This window comes from Martinezella lusitana (genome assembly GCF_014207095.1).
In the GTDB taxonomy this organism is placed as follows: Bacteria; Pseudomonadota; Alphaproteobacteria; order Rhizobiales; family Rhizobiaceae; genus Rhizobium; species Rhizobium lusitanum_B.
This window is the reverse complement of record NZ_JACHBG010000002.1, coordinates 461414-478434: the sequence shown is the minus strand read 5'-3', so window position 1 is coordinate 478434 and position 17021 is coordinate 461414. Positions and strand designations below refer to the sequence as shown.

Below are 17021 nucleotides of genomic sequence, written 5' to 3'. Positions count from 1 at the left end.
ACTCCTTCGCCTTCAGGCGGGTTGAGTAGGAGTCATCAGCTTCCCTGGAAAAATCAGAGCAGCGGTTCGGCCACCATGGCCCGGCAGAAATCCATTACCGTTGAGATTGCAATATAGAAATAGCCCCGCCGCTGTCAACGCACTACAACCAAGTGCCTCGAACGCGACATCATCAAACGGCTTTCGCGATCATCTCGATCGGCGCGAGCAATCCGCCTTCGACCGACGTGTTGACATTGTTGCTTCGCTCACCGGCTTTCGGACCCATCAGTGCGCGGAACCCTTGGTCGCGCGCGCCGCCTACGGCCGCCTTGGCACGCGCCTCGTGCGCCAGACGGATCGCCAGCGCGCTGCGATCCTGTTCCAGCTCCACCACCAAACCTGCCTCATCGAGCAGTCGACGATAGACATCGGGGCTGCGAACGAAACTGGTCTCCGGATCCATCGCCCAAGGCATTGGAAAGGGTAGCGCGCCATCACGCATCTGCATCACTTCATAGAGGCCGAAACGACCGCCCGGCTTCAGGATGCGCCTGATCTCCGCGAACAGCTTCGCCTTGTCCTCGATGTTCATACCGACATGAATGAGTGTCGCGCGGTCGAAACTGCCGCTCTCGAAAGGCAGGGACAAGGCACTCCCCTGCTGGAAGGACACTTGCTCCGCCAGACCGCAGCGCGCGGTCAGCGAATTGGCAACCTGAACGAATTCTTCGGTAAGATCGATACCCGAGACGACGCATCCATAGGTGTCGGCAAAATGGCGTGCAGGCCCGCCTAGCCCTGATCCGATATCGGCAAGCCGGAGACCTGCCGAAAGATCAAGATCGCGCGCAAGATCCACCGTGGCAGCATGGCGCCCCAGGTGAAACTCATCGACGCCGGCCAGATCGCGAAGGCGCAGGTTGTCGATATCCCTGCCGTTATCGGCAAGGGTTTGCAGGATCGCCGTTTCCAGCGATCCGCGTGTGTAATGGTTGGCAACTTTTTCCTCGGTAGACATGCACGCACTCCCAAGGCTTTGCCTGAAGGGTCTTAGGATATCAGACCTTCAGTTCGCGCCGCTCTGTTTCCGTTACCATGGCAAGATCCAGCACGCGCTGCAAGTTTGCTGCATGGCGGAAGCTCGGATCCTGGCTGCTGCCGGTCATGACGGCTTCGGCGAAGCGCTGGTAATTGGTCGGGACCGGCGGCACCTCGATCACCTTCCACGTCGCCGTTTCGGTATCGTCGCCGAGGCAACCGCGCAGCTCGGAGCCGTTCGGGCTGTGGGTCACTTCCAGGCCGCCGCGCTCGCCATAGATGCGAAGCTTCAGCTCATTCAAGTGACCCGTTGCCCAGCGGCTCGCATGCACGACGCCGAGCGCACCATTGGCGAAATCGACCGACATCGAGAAGCTATCGTTGGCGTCGAGCGTATATTCGCCGATGCGTTCACCAGGAGCCTTGGCGAATGTTTTCAATCGCGCGAAGACGTGGTCGATATCCGTCGCTGCGCCATAGGCGGCGAAATCGAGAATATGGATGCCGATATCGCCGAGAACGCCGTTCGAACCGTGTCCGGTCGATAAGCGCCACAGCCATTTGGATTCGCTGCGCCAGTCACCCCAGGCCTTGGAGACGAGCCAGCTCTGCAGGTAGGACGCCTCGACATGCTTGACCGTGCCGATCTCGCCCGAGATCACCATCTCGCGCGCCTTCTGCAGCTGCGCGACATTGCGATAGGTCAGGTTGACCATGTTGACGACCCCTGCCCTTTCGGCAGCTTCCGTCATCTCCAACGCCTTCTCGTAGTTCTCCGCGAGAGGCTTCTCGCAGAGAACATGTTTGCCGGCGGCAAGCAGCGGCAGAGTGGTCGGATTGTGAGCCTTGTCCGGCGTGACGTTTGTCACCGAATCAAACTCACCCCAGGCCAGCGCCTCGTCCAAAGACAGAAAGCGCTTTTTGATATCGAACGTATCGCAAAAGGCAGTGAGCCTTGTCGCATCCGTATCGACGGCGCCGACAATTTCGACGCCAGGAATGCGGGCGAAATGCTCTACATGGTTCTTCGCCATGCCGCCCGTGCCAACTACTATGAGACGCATGTGATACCTCAGCGATAACCGGCTTCGCCGGCCTGGTGCAGTCTCGGGCCGCGTTCGACGATCTGCTCCAGTGCCTTCTCGACCGGCACATTCGGCGCATCATGGATACTGGCCTGCGTGCCGAGCGGGTTATGAGCCCATTTCACGGAATTGATCAGAACCTTGTGAACGGTGCCGTTGTGATAGGTCGGATAGGTCTCGTGGCCCGGGCGGAAGTAGAAGATGTTGCCGGCACCGCGGCGCCAGGTCATGCCGGAGCGGAAGACTTCCCCACCCTGGAACCAGGAGATGAACACGGTTTCGAGCGGTTCCGGCACGGAGAACTGTTCGCCGTACATCTCCTCATTCTCGAGTTCGAAATGCTCGCCGAGGCCGGCTGCGATCGGATGGCGGGGATTGATGACCCACAGGCGCTCGCGCTCACCGGCCTCGCGCCATTTCAGCGCGCATGGCGTGCCCATCAGGCGCTTGAAGATCTTGGAGAAATGGCCCGAATGCAGGACGATGAGGCCCATACCTTCCCACACGCGCTTGGCAACGCGCTCGACCACTTCGTCGCTGACGGCACCGTGGTCCTTGTGGCCCCACCACAACAGCACGTCGGTATCCTTCAGCCGGGCTTCACTGAGACCATGCTCAGGCTCCTGCAACGTTGCAGTGGTCGCCGCGATACCAGCGTCGGCGTTCAGCGCCTTGGCGATGGTATTGTGCATGCCTTCCGGATAGATCTCGGCGACGACCTTGTTTGTTTGCTCGTGAATGTTTTCGCCCCATACGACGGCACGAATAGTCATTGCGGCACTCCTTTAATACCATTGGGTTTGAATAGTTTATGCATTCCAAAGCGCTTTGGGAAAACGCCGTAATACGAGCCTCGATCAACCCATCTATCGCAAGACATAGTGCGTCCAAAGCGTTTTGACAAAGGTAAAAATAACGATGGACAACACCTGTCTTTTCAGTGCGACACGGACTTTGAAAAGAGGTTGACGACCAGCACGCCGATGATGATCAGCGCCAGGCCAATGATGGCGGCAAGATCGAGCTTCTGCCGGAAGAACACCAGCCCGACCACCGAAATCAGCACGATGCCGAGGGCACTCCAGATGGCATAGGCTATGCCGACCGGGATCACCCGCAACGTTACCGAAAGACAATAGAAGGCAGCGGCATAGCAGACCACCAGCACAATCGTAGGACCGAGGCGCGTGAACTGCTGCGACAGCTGCAACGCCGTCGTGCCGATCACTTCGAGCACGATCGCAACCATCAGCATTGCATAGACCGATGCGTTCGCCATTCCATTTTCTCCGATAATGTTAGAGCTGCGTCAGCTCAATCAGCCGCCCGATAAGTCTTTCGCGCGCGTCTTCGCCCATGTCGTGGCTGCCGAGCAGGTCTGCGAGCCAGATCCCGTCGGTCGCCAGCCTGACGATGGCCGCATCCACCGAGGAATCCGTACCCACATATTCCTCGCTGCGCTCGCGCACCCAGTCGCGCCAGCGTTGCCGCAATTGCGGCTCGCTGAGCAGCACCATGGTCACCTGCGCCCAGTCCTTCGTTCCCTGCGGCTGGTCCCGCAATGCCAGGCAGGCACGCAGGTAGCCACGGGTAAACCGGCCGTGCGGCATCGGATCGGCACGCATCGCCTCTTCGATCGCAGCATCCAGACGTTCAAGCAGGCTGTCGAACAACGCTTCCAGCAGCATGTTCTTGCTGGGGAAGTGATGCAGCAAACCACCCTTGCTGACACCGGAAGCGCCGGAAACGGCATCCAGCGTCACCGCAGTCATCCCTTTTTCGGAAGCAAGCCGCGCCGCGACCTCCAGCAATTGCTGGCGGACAAACAAAGGCTGCTTCTTCCTATGGTGCGCAGTGGACATGGCGACATAACATACCAGTTAGACGGTTTCGTCAATGATCTGATTGATGACTTCTAAGCCCCATTGATTTTGAATGATCCTCGTATTGCTCCTCCTCAGTTGACGGAATGATGCGCGACATCGCCCGCATCGAAAATGCTCACCTTCGCCGCCTCGACTGCAAAGGTGATTGGCGAACCTGTCGTGATGCTCGTCATGCCGGGATCCGTGCCGATGATCTTCGACCCGTCCCTTAGCCGGACATGGACGAGCGAACGGTCACCGAGGCGCTCTACTGTCTCCACCTGCCCGGCGATATCGCTCTTCTCGGCCGTGGTGACGACGAGATGTTCCGGCCTGACGCCAAGCGTCAGCCCCGAGTTGTCAAGACCGTTCAACGCGACAGAAGTTTTGATGACCGATCCGTCCGGCAAGGTCGCGGTTGCAAGCCCGCCTGCCTCGCTGACGCCGGCTATATTGATGAAGTTCATACCCGGCGAGCCGACGAACTGGGCGACATAGCGGGTCGCGGGGCGCGTGTAGATCTCAACCGGCGACGCCACCTGCTCGATCTTCTTGTTGTTCAAGAGCACGATACGGTCGGCAAGCGTCATTGCCTCCACCTGATCGTGAGTGACGAACACCATCGTCGCGCCCAGCCGCTCATGCAGCTGCGCCAACTCGACGCGGGTGCGCGTACGCAATCCGGCATCCAGATTGGAAAGCGGCTCGTCGAAGAGGAAGACATCCGGTTCGCGCACGATGGCGCGGCCGATCGCAACACGCTGGCGCTGGCCGCCGGACAATGCCGAAGGCTTGCGATCGAGAAGATGCGGCATTTCAAGGATCTTTGCCGCCGCCTCGATGCGCCGGTCGATCTCGGCCTTCGGCGTCTTGATGTTGCGCAGGCCGAAAGACATGTTGTCGCGAACGGTCATGTGCGGATAGAGCGCATAGGATTGGAAAACCATGGATACGCCGCGCTCACCGGGCGGCAGCTGGTCGACCCGCTTTCCGCCGATCCAGATTTCACCGCTCGTGATCGACTCCAGGCCCGCGATCATGCGCAGCAAGGTCGACTTGCCGCACCCCGAGCCGCCGAGAAAGACGACGAACTCGCCGCGCTCGATCGTCAGATCGATATCGTTGAGAACCTGTACGGCCCCGAAATGCTTGGTGAGGGACTTGATGTTGATTCCTGCCACTTGCTCCTCCTGCGGAAAATTCGAACTTCGTCAGAACTGCCATTCACCGAACCCCGCCTCTTCGGATCATCCCCGTTGAGACGGAGCTTTCCGCATAAGTTTATTTGACGGCACCGGCGGCCACGCCTCGTGTCAAGGTGCGTTGGAAAATCAGGAAGAAGATCACCGTCGGCAAGATGCCGAGTAGCGAGGCCGCCGCAATTGCTGTCGGCTCCTGCGTATTGGATCCCGACAGCACGCCCATGGCCACGGAGATGGTCTGGTTGTTGTTGGAAACCAGGAACACGAGAGGGATCAGGAACTCGTTCCAGGTCCAGATGAAGAAGAAGGTCGCCAGCACCGCAAGCGTCGGGCGCAGCACGGGCACGATCACGAGCCAGAGAATCTGCCAGCGTGTCGCATTATCGATTTGCGCAGCCTCGATGATCTCGCGTGGAAACGTCGCCAGGACCGATGAGAGCAGGTAGGTGCCGAAAGCAGTGTGAAGTACGCCGAGAATGATGATGACCGACAGCATCGAGTCGAACAGACCCACCAGCTTGGCCATATAGTAGAGCGGATAGACCAGCGCCTCCTGCGGCGCCATGATCGCAATCAGCAGGATCACCAGCAACGCCTGCCCGCCGCGCACACGGCCGATGCCGATAGCATAGGCATTGAGCAGGCTGAGCACCACCGCCAGAATGGCCGTGCATGCACTGATCAAGATGCTGTTGAAGAGCTTCCGGGGGAAATCCACCGTTGTCCAGAAGTTCTTCAACGCGGTGAGATCGAAACTCCGCGGGAAAGCGAGGGGACCGTTTGCAGCATAATCCGCCGCCGTCTTGATGGCATTGAAAGCCGCCAGAAAGAACGGGAAAAGCGTTGCGGCCAGGAAGACGAGCAGGATTGCCAGAACGACCCAGCGACCGATTCCCTTCTTCCTGCGATGCTCCGTGTGCACGACCGGAACGGAGAGCGAAGACGTCGCGGCCATATCAATGTCCCCCCGCGGTTTGCTTCGATTGCATGCGCATGAAGATGACGCCGAGCACGATGGTCATGGCGGTCTGCAGCGTCGCAATCGCCGCGGCGTAGCCGACGCGGTTCGTCGTGAAGAAGTGATAGTAGGACAGGTAGGAGGGCACCGTCGTCGCGTTGTCCGGTCCGCCTGATGTCAGAACGTAGATCGGTGCAAACACCTTCAGAGCTGCGATCAACGTCGTCAAGGCGACGACGAAGATTTCAGGCATCAGCATCGGGATGGTGATGGAGCGAAAGCGGCCGAACCAGGTCGCATTGTCGAGTTCGGCAGCCTCGTAGAGCGATGGGTCTACGCGTGCGAGCCCGGACATGAACACGACCAGACAATAGCCGACCTGCACCCAGACAATGACGGCGGAAACCGCCAGCAGCGCATAACTCGCATCGCCCAGCCAGTTCTTCGCCATGAAATCGAGACCAAGCGCCCGCAAGACAGCGTTGATGATGCCGAAAGGGTTGAGGATCCATGTCCACAGGACGCCTACCGTGGTCAACGGCAGAATCTGCGGCAAGTAAAAGCCGGCGCGAAAGAAGCTCGACCAGGTCTCGCTGAACTGGGCAGCGATGTAGTCGAAGAGTACTGCAGCCAATACCAGCCCGAGAAGGATGGGTACGATCGTCATCGAAATGATGAACAATAGCGTATGCTGCATCGCCCCCCAAAACACGGAATCCTGAAGCAGCCGCTGATAGTTTTCGAAGCCGACATAACGTGGCGAAATGTTGCCGCCCTTCCACGTCGTGAAGCTGATGGCCAAATTGGCAATCAACGGAATGAGGACCACCAGCGCAAATCCCAGCATACCGGGAATGATATAGAGATAGTACCCAGCCTTACTTTCGCTGCCTGCCTTCACCATCGAATTCCTCCCTCCGATACGGCGAGGCGGCATTGAGCCGTCCCGCCGTTGTGATTGTCGACGATGATTATTGGGCCGCCTGCGCGTCGTCGTAAGGCTTCTTTATGCGTTCGGCGAACTGCTCGGGCGTAGTCGAGCCAGTGACTAGGCCGGTCGTCGCCTGGATCAACAGTTCGTAATAGCCGGGCACCGGCCAATCCGGATAAAGGCCGAGACCGCCCTTGCCGGAGATATTGCTAAAGAGCTCGACATTGCGCTTGCCGAGTTCGTCCTTAACCGCAGCCGGATCGGCGGCAATGGCGACGCCGCCAAGATTGGCCTGCTCGTTCTGATTTTCCTTGCCAAGCGCAAGATCGATGAATTCGTAAGCGAGATCCTTGTTCTTGGAGCCCTTCGGCACCACGAACAGGTTTCCGGTAGAGCCGACGGTGTATTTTGGCGTCGGGAAGACGAACTGGCTCCATTTGAAGTTCTTGATCGAGCTGGCGAAATTGCCGTTGTTCCATGTGCCGCTGATGAACATGGGCGCCTTGCCGGAGGAGAAGAGGTTGTCAGCGCCGCCTGTGCCCTTCAGACCGGTCGAATCCTTGGAGATGTAACCCTTGCTCACCCAATCGACGATCTTCTTGGCGGCGAAGAGAAAGGGCTTGGTGTCTAGCGGTACCTTGAGGCCCTGATAGTTATTGACCCAGGTATCGTCCGCCTGTGTCAGTGCCAGCGTATAGAGCAGATGCTGCCCGTTTGAATCCACTGTCCCCAGGGAAAGCGGCGTGATGCCCTTCTGCTTGAATGTGGCGAGCGCGGCTTCGAACTCATCCAGTGTCGTCGGTACTTTCACGCCATTCGCCTGGAACAGGTCGATATTATAGAAAACGGAGACAAACTCCGCATAGGCCGGAATGCCGATAATCGGACCAGAACCATAGATGCCGTTGGCGTCATACTTGCTCAGTTGCGTGCTGTTGTCGTTCAGGATCTTGTCCCAGCCGCGCGACTTGAATTGATCGTCAAGCGGCGTCAACAGGCCCTGTGAAGCAACGAGGCCAGCGGTGGCATTGCCTTTGTTGTATTCGAGCACGTCAGGCGCCTGATCCGAATTGAGAATGAGACTGCCGGCCTTTTGCAATTGCTCGAAAGTCTTCAGTTCGAAATTCACGGTGACATCCGGATGCTTGGCCTTCAGTTCGCCAAGAGCCTTCGTCCAAGCCTTGGACTGAGGCGTGTCAGGCAGCTCGAACCACCAGATGTTGAATGTCTTGTTCTGGGCTTGCGCCACGCCGGCAGCCAGCAACAGCGACATGCCGGCTGAGATCGCCAGCTTCGAAAAAATATTCATATATTCTCCTCCACCTGCGAACCGTGACGGTTTTGAACCGACGACATGGCCCGCGCTGCCGTCGGCTTTTCCCTCATGCTACCGGGGCATTCGCTAGTCCCTCGGGACGATCAGCGGATGCTCGGCAGCTCCTCCATTTGGTTGCCCGTCTTGCGCAAAGCGTTGGCCGCTCCACGCTTTTGATTAACGCACAACTTGCCTCCTAAATCGATGCAGATTCGCAGATACGTACATCACTCGACGAATTCACCGCCTCGGCTTCTCTTGAGATAGTTCAGTCCGTGAACCTGACCAGTCATCTCGAGCGCATCGCGATAGACAGGATCGTGCCAGCCCTCGATGTCGATCGAGCCGGACCAGCCGGCAAGGCGCAGTTCGGAGATGATGTCGGTCCAGTTGCTATCGCCGAAGCCCGGCGTGCGCATGAAGACGAACTTCTCCTTGCCGAAAATGCCGTGTTCCTTGATGACGTCCCAACGGATCGTCGCGTCCTTGCCATGAACGTGAAAAATCTTCTTCGCCCATTTGCGGATCTGCGGCAGCGGCTCGATCAGATAGACCATCTGATGGCACGGCTCCCATTCCAGACCGATATTCTCGTCCGGGGTCTCGTTGAACATCAGTTCCCAGGCATCGGGGTTATGCGCGATGTTCCAGTCGCCCGTCGCCCAATTGCCGTCCATAGCGCAATTTTCGAAGGCGATCTTGATACCCTTGTCGGCAGCACGCTTGGCAAGCTCGCTCCAGACCTGCTTGTAGCGCGGCAGGCTGTCGGTGAGCGGCTTGTTGCGGATGCGGCCGGTAAAGCCGGCAACGCAAGTGGCGCCAAAATGATGGGCATTGTCGATGCAATCTTTCCAGCCCTGCAGTGTCTGCAGGTCCATCTCGCGCTCTTCGAGCGGATTGCCGAACATACCGACGGTCGAGATGGTGATGTCGCGATCACCAATGGCGTCGCGGCAGCGTTTACCGAGATCCGCCAGATTCTGGCCGTTGGTGGTCTGCCAGAAGAAGGGCTCGAAGCTTTCGAAGCCGAGATCGGCGATCTTGGCGATATTCTCTGCGGCATCCTCGTTCGTCGCCCTGATCATCGTGCCGATACGGATGGCCTTTGCCGGATTGGTCATGCTCTCATTGTCCTTGTGCTGAAATATCGACGCGGCGGCCCGTCTTGGCGCTCTCGATGGCGCCTAAAACCATGGCGAGGCTGCGAATATTGTCATCGCTTGCCGTCTCGGGCGCTTTGCCGGTCCTGATCGCCTCGATGAAGGAGGCGATGACGCTGGCATGGCCGTGCGTCTCTTCCTCACGTTTCGGCCCGGGAACCTCGATCGGCACAAAGCCATGCAGCAGGCCGGGCTCGTTGCCGGCGACGCTGGCTTCGAAATTCTCCTCGCCATCCCAGGTGAGCATACCCTTGCTGCCGGTCAGCCGCCATTGGCTTTCCCAGCTCGTGCGCCGGCCCTCGGCGCACCAGGAGCCACGATAGCTGAAGACGACATCGTCGGAAAAATCGAAGAGCGCATGAGCCGATGCGCCATGCTTGTACCAGGACCCCACAGGGTTCTTTTCCATGCAGTAAACTGAAAGCGGTACCTTGCCGGAGACGAAGCGGGCCGCGTCGAAGGTATGGATCGCCATGTCGAGCAGCAGGACGTTATCCATTTCCTCGCGGAAACCGCCGAAATGCGGGCCAAGGAAGAAATCGCAATGGATGCCCGTGAGTTCACCGATCGCGCCCTCCTCCACAAGCCGGCGCAGGCGACGGATGCCGGAGATGTAGCGGCGGTTCTGGATGATGGCGTGGACCTTGCCCGCCTTGGCGGCAAGGTCGATCAGGGCGGCACCTTCTGCGAGCGAGGTCGCCATCGGCTTTTCGCTGAGCACATGACAGCCAGCCTTCAAAGCCGTCGAAACCACATCGAAGCGTGCCGCCGGGATGACGACGTCAAAAACCAGATCTGCCTTCGTCTCCGCGATGACATCGCTGAGATCCGCGCCGATGACGGCATCTTCCAGCGAGAACTCTTTGGCAAGGTTTTCAGCGGTCGCTCGATTGAGATCGACGAGGCCGACGACCTGAATGGAATCGGCAAGCGCCGGCGTCGAGGCGATGGCCCTGAGCCAGCCCTTGGACATAGCTCCGCACCCGCACAAAATGGCATTGAATTTCACGATGTCCTCCAGCGGGCGGTGGTCAACCCCTCATGACACACGCTCCGTAAACGTTTACGATACTATGCGAAAAGATTTTCCTGTGTCAATAGAGGAGGACTACGGAAAATGGTGGATGGAGGAAAACCGCGGCCGATGAAGGGAATTCGCCAGCTTGCCGAGCATCTCGATATCTCGATCGGCACAATATCACGCGCATTGAACGGCAAGCCGGATGTGAACGAGGAAACCCGCAAGCGCGTGCTCGCCGCTGCCGAACAACTGGGCTATGTGGCCAACCAGTCTGGACGCAGCCTTCGGCAGGGAACGACCAACGTCATCGGCCTGATGATCCAATCCAGCAAGGAAACGGTCGAAAATAGCGACAACTTCTTCCTGACCGTGACGGGTGGATTACAGAGCGTGTTCTCGCGGCACAATCTCGATCTGATCATGCTCCCCTGCCCGCATGACGAAGACCCCTATGAGTATCTGAAGCGCATGGTGGCGAGGCGCATCGTCGATGCGCTGATCCTGTCCGAGACGCAGCGCGTCGACAAGCGCTTCGATCTGCTCGCCAAGGCGAAGATCCCCTTTGCCGCACTCGGCCGCAGCCTCTCGGGCGTGCAGCACCCCTGGGCCGACCTCGATTTCGACAGCGTTGCCAACAGCGCCGTCGACAGGCTCGTCGCGCGCGGGCACCGGCGCATCGCAATCAGCGTGCCCACCAGCGACATCAACCTCGGCTTCGTCTTCGCGGAAGGCTATCGCCACGCTTTGGAGCGGCACGGAATTCCCTACGATCCGGCGCTGATCATCCGCGCCAAATCGAGCGAACAGGGTGGCTATCAGGTTGCCGACGAATTGCTTCGGCTCGAAGACAGGCCAACGGCCGTCATCCTGATCTACGAGCTGATGGCCATCGGCCTTTATCGGCGCGTCATGGAAGCCGGCATCATTCCCGGCCGTGACATCGCCGTCGTGGGCTTTCGCGAGGCGCCGCGCGCCAAGTTCCTGCAGCCGGCTCTCACCTGTTTTCGCACGTCGCTGCACGATCTCGGCGTCGAACTCGCCGAAATCCTGCTCTCCAGCATGCCTGCCTACAATCACTTGTATCCCGATACAAATCGGCAGCGAACCTGGTCGCTCGAGCTCGTTCCGGGGGAGAGCGACGCCTTCTACCTGCCGTCGAGCAAGTAAGGCAGCGCCGAAACGCCGCAGCGAGCATATCGACGGTTGCGGCGTCGCCCATCAATTGCCATGTAGGGCATCGTAAACAGGGGTAGCGGCTTGAGCGAAGAAACCATCACACTTTACGAAGCGATCGGCGGCGACCGGACCGTGCGCGCTCTGACGTCACGCTTCTACGAACTGATGGACACGCTGCCCGAGGCCGCCAATTGCCGCGCCGTGCATCCTCCGAGCCTCGAAGGCTCGCAGGAGAAGTTCTACGAATATCTGACCGGCTATCTCGGCGGCCCGCAGCTCTACATCGAGAAGCGCGGCCATCCCCGCCTGCGCAGCCGCCATTTCGTCGCCGCTATCGGTCCGACCGAACGCGACGAGTGGTTGTTCTGCTTCCGCCGCGCCATGGACGAAACCATCGAGAATGAGAAACTACGAGCCATCATCTGGGAGCCGGTCGAGCGCCTGGCCTTCCACATGCAGAACAGGGAATGAGGAAGACATGAGTGTGAGCGCCATAATCCGGCCGGCAACCCTGTTTGTGGCTGGCATCCTCGGTGGTGCCGGCGTAGCCCTTGCCGCAGCCGCAACCCATGGCGGCGACACGCATTTCCTCGGCGCGGCTTCGACCATGAGCCTGGCACACGCCCCTGCCCTGCTGGCGCTTTACGCTGCCTATGACCGGATCCGCACCGCGCCGCTCGCAGCCGTATTGCTAGGTCTGGGAACATTGATCTTCGCCGGCGATCTCATCGTCAGGCATTTTGGAAGCAGCTCGCTGTTCCCGATGGCGGCTCCAACGGGCGGCATGGGCATGATTGCCGGATGGGCGATGATCGCAATCGGCGCGTTCTTTGGAATGCGCGACGCAAAGGCATGAAGGCGACGCCGCCTTAAAGCCTAATGCAGCGAAGAAGATCCCGGCTCAGATTCCGGGAACCACGCTGAAGCCTTCGAACTGCGGCGGCCCCCAATAGAGCCGCTTATTGTCGCCGGCATTGCGGTGCGCCACGCGAAAATGCTCGGATTTCGTCCAGTTGATGAAGTCGTCCTCGGTGCGCCAGCTCGTGTGCGAGGAAAACACCGTATGGCCCTCTTCCACATTCGATTTACCGCGTAGGAGGCGAAATTCTATGAACCCGGGCACGTCAGACAGCCGGGAATCTCGCCCTCTCCAGACCTCTTCGAATTCGCCCTCCAAACCGATGACGACCTTGAAGCGGTTCATGGCGATAAACATGGCAACCTCGTTCGACGATCAGACCTTCTTGCGACGCGTGACAGTCTTATCCACGTCCGGCGCAAAGGCAACGATATTTGCGCCATCGAGAGCGGTCGTGCCCGTGATGCGATCCGATGCCTCACCTGGGCGACGTACCTTCCAAGTCGGAAAGGTCGCCACATTCGGAGCGCGCTGTTGCTCCTCGGCCCGACGCATCAGCAATTCGTAAAGCTCGGGCACAAGCCCGTCACCATTCTGCGCGGCCAGCTTGTGCAGGCCGATCAGCATAACCCCGTCAGGGCCGTCATCAATCATTGGGAAACGTCTCGTTCTTTCATGGTCTGCAGCGCTCTTTCGAGGCTGGACTTGCTGCCGTTGCGTAGCGGAATGAAGGCCTTGCCGAATTTCTTGCAGCCGGTCTTCACCCGCAGGCAGGCATCGTGGCTGATACAGTCGATGGGGCAGAAGACGCAGTCGACCGAAGGCAACACCGTATCGATGCGTGAAACGGCTTCACGCAGGCCGCCATCGTGATGGATGAGTTCGGCCCCGAAGTTGCTGGCGATCTGGCGCAGATGCGCCACCTGGCAATCGCGCCCGCCGACATAGAGGAAGCTGCGCACATCGAGGCTAGATTTCCCGGAAACCTGCGCCGTCGCCTGCACTTCGCGGCTTCCGCGACCAGAATCCTTCTTCCCCTTACGCGCCATGCATCACCCGTTTGCTGGTTGCTCTTGCACGCTCGATTCCGCCGAGCGCGAGGCGACCTTATTAAACATGATTTTTGGAGTAAAGTATAAAGTTGATGATTTCCATCATATTTTAAGAGGCAGCGCCGCGGCGCTGTGAACATGTCCGGGAAAGTGCGCGGCGGCTTCCATCCGGAATGCGCGAAAGCAATCAGATGGAGCGTTTTCCCGATGCAGTGAAAAGCAGAAGCGCTCTAACGGCCCGCCGTTTGAACGGCCTGCACGAACGACCATGTCGGCTTACCCCATTCCGGAGGCAACGGCGAAAATGGCGCGGCATTTCGCACTTGCTCCATCACCGCATCATCCAATCCGGAATTCCCTGAGCTGCGCGCCAGGGAGACGGACCGCAGTTCGCCATCGGAGCCGATCGACAGCCTGACGACAAGGGTCAGGCCCTTTTCATATTTGGAGGAGACGCGCTGCACATAGCGCTTGATGCGAGATTGCAGCTTACCCTGATAATTCGCAATTGCCGCATCTCCCGAACCGGTCTTGCGCGCGTTCAGTTGAGAGTTTTGGTCCGATTGGGCTGCCTCGGTGCCGTTGATCGACCCCCTCTTGGAGTCCTCCTCGCTCTCGCCGCGCGACCCGGACTTGACTTTCGCCACCTTCGGAACCGGCTTCTTGACGACCCACGGCCTTTCCACGGGCTTCGGCTTGGCAAGGGGCGTTACGACCTCAGGCATGGGCTGAATGGGTTGCCCTTCGGCAACCTGGTTGTCCACGGGCTGGATCGGTTCGGCAGTCTGGATCACCGTCGTCTCTGCAGGCGTTTGTGTCACCAAGATCTGCGGCTGCTCGGGCACGACGGTCGTCGGTGGCGCCTGCTCGACCGGCTGCACGGCTTCCGCCGTCTGAACCGACTGAGCCGCGGCGGGCTGCGTCTGAACGGCTTCGGGTTGCGACGCCTGTGGCTGAACTTCCTCGGGCGTGACCTCAGTCGGTTGCACCGTCTCCGGCTGAACCGCCTCTGCAGTCATCTGCTCGGGCTGCTGGTTTTCCTCGCCCGCGGCCATCTGGTCGGCGTCGGAATTGCCGATCATGATGACGCTGACCGTATCGCCCGCTTCCTCCTTCGCCTCTTCCGGCGTCGCAACGAAGGTTAGCAGCAAGAGGGCAACTACAATTCCATGGAAAAGGCACGATCCGAGACCGGGGAAAAAAAGCGGCACTTTACGCCCGGAGGCTGCCGCATGAGGCTTCTCGGGCAGCGCGTCCATCGGCAGCGGATCCGCCGCCTCGATTTGTGTCGGCTCGGTCGGATGCTCTGGAAAGGAGCTGATCTGCGTGAAGCAGCTGTAGTGTATCACGGTCTCGCCGGCCGGCGGACGCGGCACGCCTTCGAGGCCGGTCAATTCATGGCCCGGCAACGCGCTCGGATAGTTGTCATTCAAACCGCCGTCGGAACGGCGCTCCATGGAAACCTTGACCGAGCGCATAGCCATGGCCTTCAGCCTTCAAAAGCTACGGATATCTGCGAGCGGGTGGTTAGCGCGGCTTTGCACTCGCCCGCCGCCGGGCCATCACATATCGGCGTATCGTTGATGATAATGCGTGTGACCGTCTCGCACTTGACGCCGGGCATATCGAATTGCCGCACCCGCTTCTTGCCGAGCGGCAGGTCACGGAAATCGAGGACGGTAACGCGATCGACGGCGTTCTTGTCGTTGAAGAAGGCAAGTTCGAAGGAGATCTTGTTGATCGGCGTTGCCATGGCGTTTTCGGCAACGAAGGTCATCATGCATCCCTTCTGCGACGGCGCCAAAGCATTGAGTTCGACGCTGAGCTTACGCGCGGCCGCTGCTGGAGTTGCGTTCGCCTCCTCGGCAAGGGCCGGAGCGAAGTTTGCAGCAGCAAATATCCCCGAAATCGCAAGCGCCAAGATCGTCTTCGTCAGCATCGGCCTGTCTCCTGAATATGCTTCCACACGCGCCTTCGCGGTCGACTGCCCTGGCGTGTGTCGTCGAAATTTTTAAACTTGACTTTATCCGTATCCTATTGCGTCTTTATGAAACCATGAGTATGAGAGTCAAGATAAATTTGGCCGGACGGCGGTTCGGCCCCCGATGAATTTTCAGGCAAAACCAAGCAGGATGATTGCTGACAAAAACCCGACGCCGCCGGCACAGAACACGGCGGCACCGCAGCTAAGAATAGTCGAGAGCACGGATATTTTCCGCGGTCAGACGGAAATCATGATCAAGCACGAAGGCGTCATCTACCGCATGAAGATTACGCGCCAAGGCAAGCTCATACTCAACAAATAGGCATGACAAATGACTGAGACGACACGACCGACCCCCGCTGAGATCCGCGCGTTCCGCGCCGAGAACCCGAAGATGCGCGAGCGCGATATCGCCGTCCGCCTCAACATTTCCGAAGCAGCCCTCGTCGCGGCCGAAGTCGGCATTTCCGCCATCCGGATCGACGCGAGCGTCGATCGCTTCCTGGAGCGGATCGCCTCGCTCGGCGAGATCATGGCACTGTCGCGCAACGAAAGTGCCGTCCACGAAAAGATCGGCGTCTATGAAAACATGAAGTTCGGCGCCCAGGCCGCGATCGTGCTCGGCGAAAATATCGACCTGCGCATCTTCCCGAAGCGCTGGGCGCATGGCTTTGCCGTCACCAAGGCCGATGGCGATCAGCAGAAGCTGAGCCTGCAGTTCTTCGACAAGGCAGGCGACGCTGTCCACAAGATCCATCTGCGTCCTGCCTCGAATGTCGAGGCCTATCACACCATGGTCGCCGAACTGCGCATCGAAGATCAGTCGCAGGAATTCGTCGAGGACCGCTCGGGCTACGACAACGGCGCGACGGATGGCGATGTCAGCCGCGACGAGCTGCGCGACCACTGGAGCCGCATGACCGATACGCATGAATTCTTCGGCATGCTGAAGAAGCTGAAGATCGGACGCCAGGACGCCATTCGCACCGTCGGCGACGACTATGCATGGAAGCTGGATGCTGGCGCTGTCGCCGAAATGATGTACGCCTCCGTGCGCGAAGGCCTGCCGATCATGTGTTTCGTCGCCAACGAAGGCACCGTGCAGATCCATTCCGGCCCGATCGTCAACGTCCAGACCATGGGCCCGTGGATCAACGTCATGGATCCGACCTTCCATCTGCACCTGCGGCAGGACCAGATCGCCGAGACCTGGGCCGTGCGTAAGCCGACCAAGGATGGCCATGTGACTTCGCTCGAAGCCTACAATGCCAAGGGCGAGATGATCATCCAGTTCTTCGGCAAGCGGAAGGAAGGCTTCGACGAGCGTCCCGACTGGCGCGCCATCGTCGAAAACCTGACGAAAGACGGCGCCAGCGTCGCTGCATGAGAGACG

At 59.3% G+C, this 17021-nt stretch carries 21 protein-coding genes and 1 riboswitch; of the genes, 5 read left to right on the top strand and 16 right to left on the bottom strand.

The features are described from left to right. Positions 1-19: 19 nt before the first annotated feature. A riboswitch (Fluoride riboswitch) is annotated at positions 20-108 on the bottom strand. A 64-nt stretch (positions 109-172) separates the two neighbouring features. The 11 genes from GGD46_RS06880 to GGD46_RS06830 all read right to left on the bottom strand — a co-directional run bounded on the left by GGD46_RS06880 (position 173) and on the right by GGD46_RS06830 (position 10545). Beyond that, positions 173-1000, bottom strand: coding sequence for a class I SAM-dependent methyltransferase (locus GGD46_RS06880; RefSeq protein WP_184702976.1), 828 nt, complete (start codon positions 998-1000; stop codon positions 173-175). A 40-nt stretch (positions 1001-1040) separates the two neighbouring features. Further along, positions 1041-2084 carry a Gfo/Idh/MocA family protein gene (locus GGD46_RS06875; RefSeq protein WP_184702975.1) on the bottom strand — a complete coding sequence of 348 codons (1044 nt, stop codon included), beginning with the start codon at positions 2082-2084 and terminating at the stop codon, positions 1041-1043. Positions 2085-2092: 8 nt separating this feature from the next. Continuing rightward, positions 2093-2878 carry a ThuA domain-containing protein gene (locus GGD46_RS06870; protein ID WP_184702974.1) on the bottom strand — a complete coding sequence of 262 codons (786 nt, stop codon included), beginning with the start codon at positions 2876-2878 and terminating at the stop codon, positions 2093-2095. Positions 2879-3042: 164 nt separating this feature from the next. Beyond that, complete coding sequence (locus GGD46_RS06865) at positions 3043-3384, bottom strand: SMR family transporter (protein WP_184702973.1); 342 nt, start codon at positions 3382-3384, stop codon at positions 3043-3045. 19 nt (positions 3385-3403) lie between these two features. Then, the gene (locus GGD46_RS06860) at positions 3404-3967 is read right to left on the bottom strand and encodes a TetR/AcrR family transcriptional regulator (RefSeq protein ID WP_184702972.1); all 564 of its coding nucleotides are present in this window, start codon (positions 3965-3967) and stop codon (positions 3404-3406) included. Positions 3968-4062: 95 nt separating this feature from the next. Beyond that, entirely contained in the window at positions 4063-5151 is a 1089-nt protein-coding gene (locus GGD46_RS06855) for an ABC transporter ATP-binding protein (RefSeq protein ID WP_184702971.1), read from the bottom strand. Between the two features lie 100 nt (positions 5152-5251). Then, on the bottom strand, positions 5252-6127 hold the full coding sequence (locus GGD46_RS06850) for a carbohydrate ABC transporter permease (RefSeq protein ID WP_184702970.1): 876 nt from the start codon (positions 6125-6127) through the stop codon (positions 5252-5254). Between the two features lies 1 nt (position 6128). Next, positions 6129-7034 (bottom strand): carbohydrate ABC transporter permease, encoded by a 906-nt coding sequence (locus GGD46_RS06845; protein WP_184702969.1) that lies wholly within the window; start codon positions 7032-7034, stop codon positions 6129-6131. Positions 7035-7101: 67 nt separating this feature from the next. Further along, a complete protein-coding gene (locus tag GGD46_RS06840; RefSeq protein ID WP_184702968.1) occupies positions 7102-8370 on the bottom strand; it encodes an ABC transporter substrate-binding protein in 1269 nt (422 codons plus the stop codon). A gap of 233 nt (positions 8371-8603) precedes the next feature. Beyond that, positions 8604-9497, bottom strand: coding sequence for a sugar phosphate isomerase/epimerase (locus GGD46_RS06835; RefSeq protein WP_184702967.1), 894 nt, complete (start codon positions 9495-9497; stop codon positions 8604-8606). Between the two features lie 4 nt (positions 9498-9501). After that, positions 9502-10545, bottom strand: coding sequence for a Gfo/Idh/MocA family protein (locus tag GGD46_RS06830; RefSeq protein ID WP_184702966.1), 1044 nt, complete (start codon positions 10543-10545; stop codon positions 9502-9504). A gap of 135 nt (positions 10546-10680) precedes the next feature. Between GGD46_RS06830 and GGD46_RS06825 the strand changes: the two genes are divergently transcribed. The 3 genes from GGD46_RS06825 (at position 10681) to GGD46_RS06815 (ending at position 12589) form a co-directional block, all read left to right on the top strand. Further along, entirely contained in the window at positions 10681-11724 is a 1044-nt protein-coding gene (locus tag GGD46_RS06825; RefSeq protein ID WP_184702965.1) for a substrate-binding domain-containing protein, read from the top strand. 90 nt (positions 11725-11814) lie between these two features. Further along, positions 11815-12204, top strand: a complete 390-nt coding sequence (locus GGD46_RS06820; protein WP_184702964.1) for a group II truncated hemoglobin — start codon at positions 11815-11817, stop codon at positions 12202-12204. Positions 12205-12211: 7 nt separating this feature from the next. Further along, positions 12212-12589: a DUF423 domain-containing protein gene (locus tag GGD46_RS06815; protein WP_184702963.1), complete on the top strand. Its 378-nt coding sequence runs from the start codon at positions 12212-12214 to the stop codon at positions 12587-12589. A 45-nt stretch (positions 12590-12634) separates the two neighbouring features. Here the strand turns inward: GGD46_RS06815 and GGD46_RS06810 are convergent, their stop codons facing one another. The 5 genes from GGD46_RS06810 to GGD46_RS06790 form a co-directional block, all read right to left on the bottom strand. After that, positions 12635-12949, bottom strand: a complete 315-nt coding sequence (locus GGD46_RS06810) for an antibiotic biosynthesis monooxygenase (RefSeq protein WP_184702962.1) — start codon at positions 12947-12949, stop codon at positions 12635-12637. A gap of 18 nt (positions 12950-12967) precedes the next feature. After that, entirely contained in the window at positions 12968-13246 is a 279-nt protein-coding gene (locus GGD46_RS06805) for a hypothetical protein (RefSeq protein WP_184702961.1), read from the bottom strand. Then, entirely contained in the window at positions 13243-13641 is a 399-nt protein-coding gene (locus tag GGD46_RS06800; protein WP_184702960.1) for a DUF2325 domain-containing protein, read from the bottom strand. The genes GGD46_RS06805 and GGD46_RS06800 overlap by 4 nt, the downstream gene beginning before the upstream one ends. Positions 13642-13874: 233 nt before the next feature. Further along, positions 13875-15128: an energy transducer TonB gene (locus GGD46_RS06795; protein ID WP_184702959.1), complete on the bottom strand. Its 1254-nt coding sequence runs from the start codon at positions 15126-15128 to the stop codon at positions 13875-13877. A gap of 5 nt (positions 15129-15133) precedes the next feature. After that, positions 15134-15583 carry a hypothetical protein gene (locus GGD46_RS06790; RefSeq protein WP_184702958.1) on the bottom strand — a complete coding sequence of 150 codons (450 nt, stop codon included), beginning with the start codon at positions 15581-15583 and terminating at the stop codon, positions 15134-15136. 193 nt (positions 15584-15776) lie between these two features. On the opposite strand from GGD46_RS06790, the gene hemP reads away from it, so the two are divergent. Then, a complete protein-coding gene (gene hemP / locus GGD46_RS06785) occupies positions 15777-15950 on the top strand; it encodes a hemin uptake protein HemP (protein WP_184702957.1) in 174 nt (57 codons plus the stop codon). A 9-nt stretch (positions 15951-15959) separates the two neighbouring features. Beyond that, positions 15960-17015, top strand: coding sequence for a hemin-degrading factor (locus GGD46_RS06780; RefSeq protein ID WP_184702956.1), 1056 nt, complete (start codon positions 15960-15962; stop codon positions 17013-17015). Positions 17016-17021 lie beyond the last annotated feature (6 nt).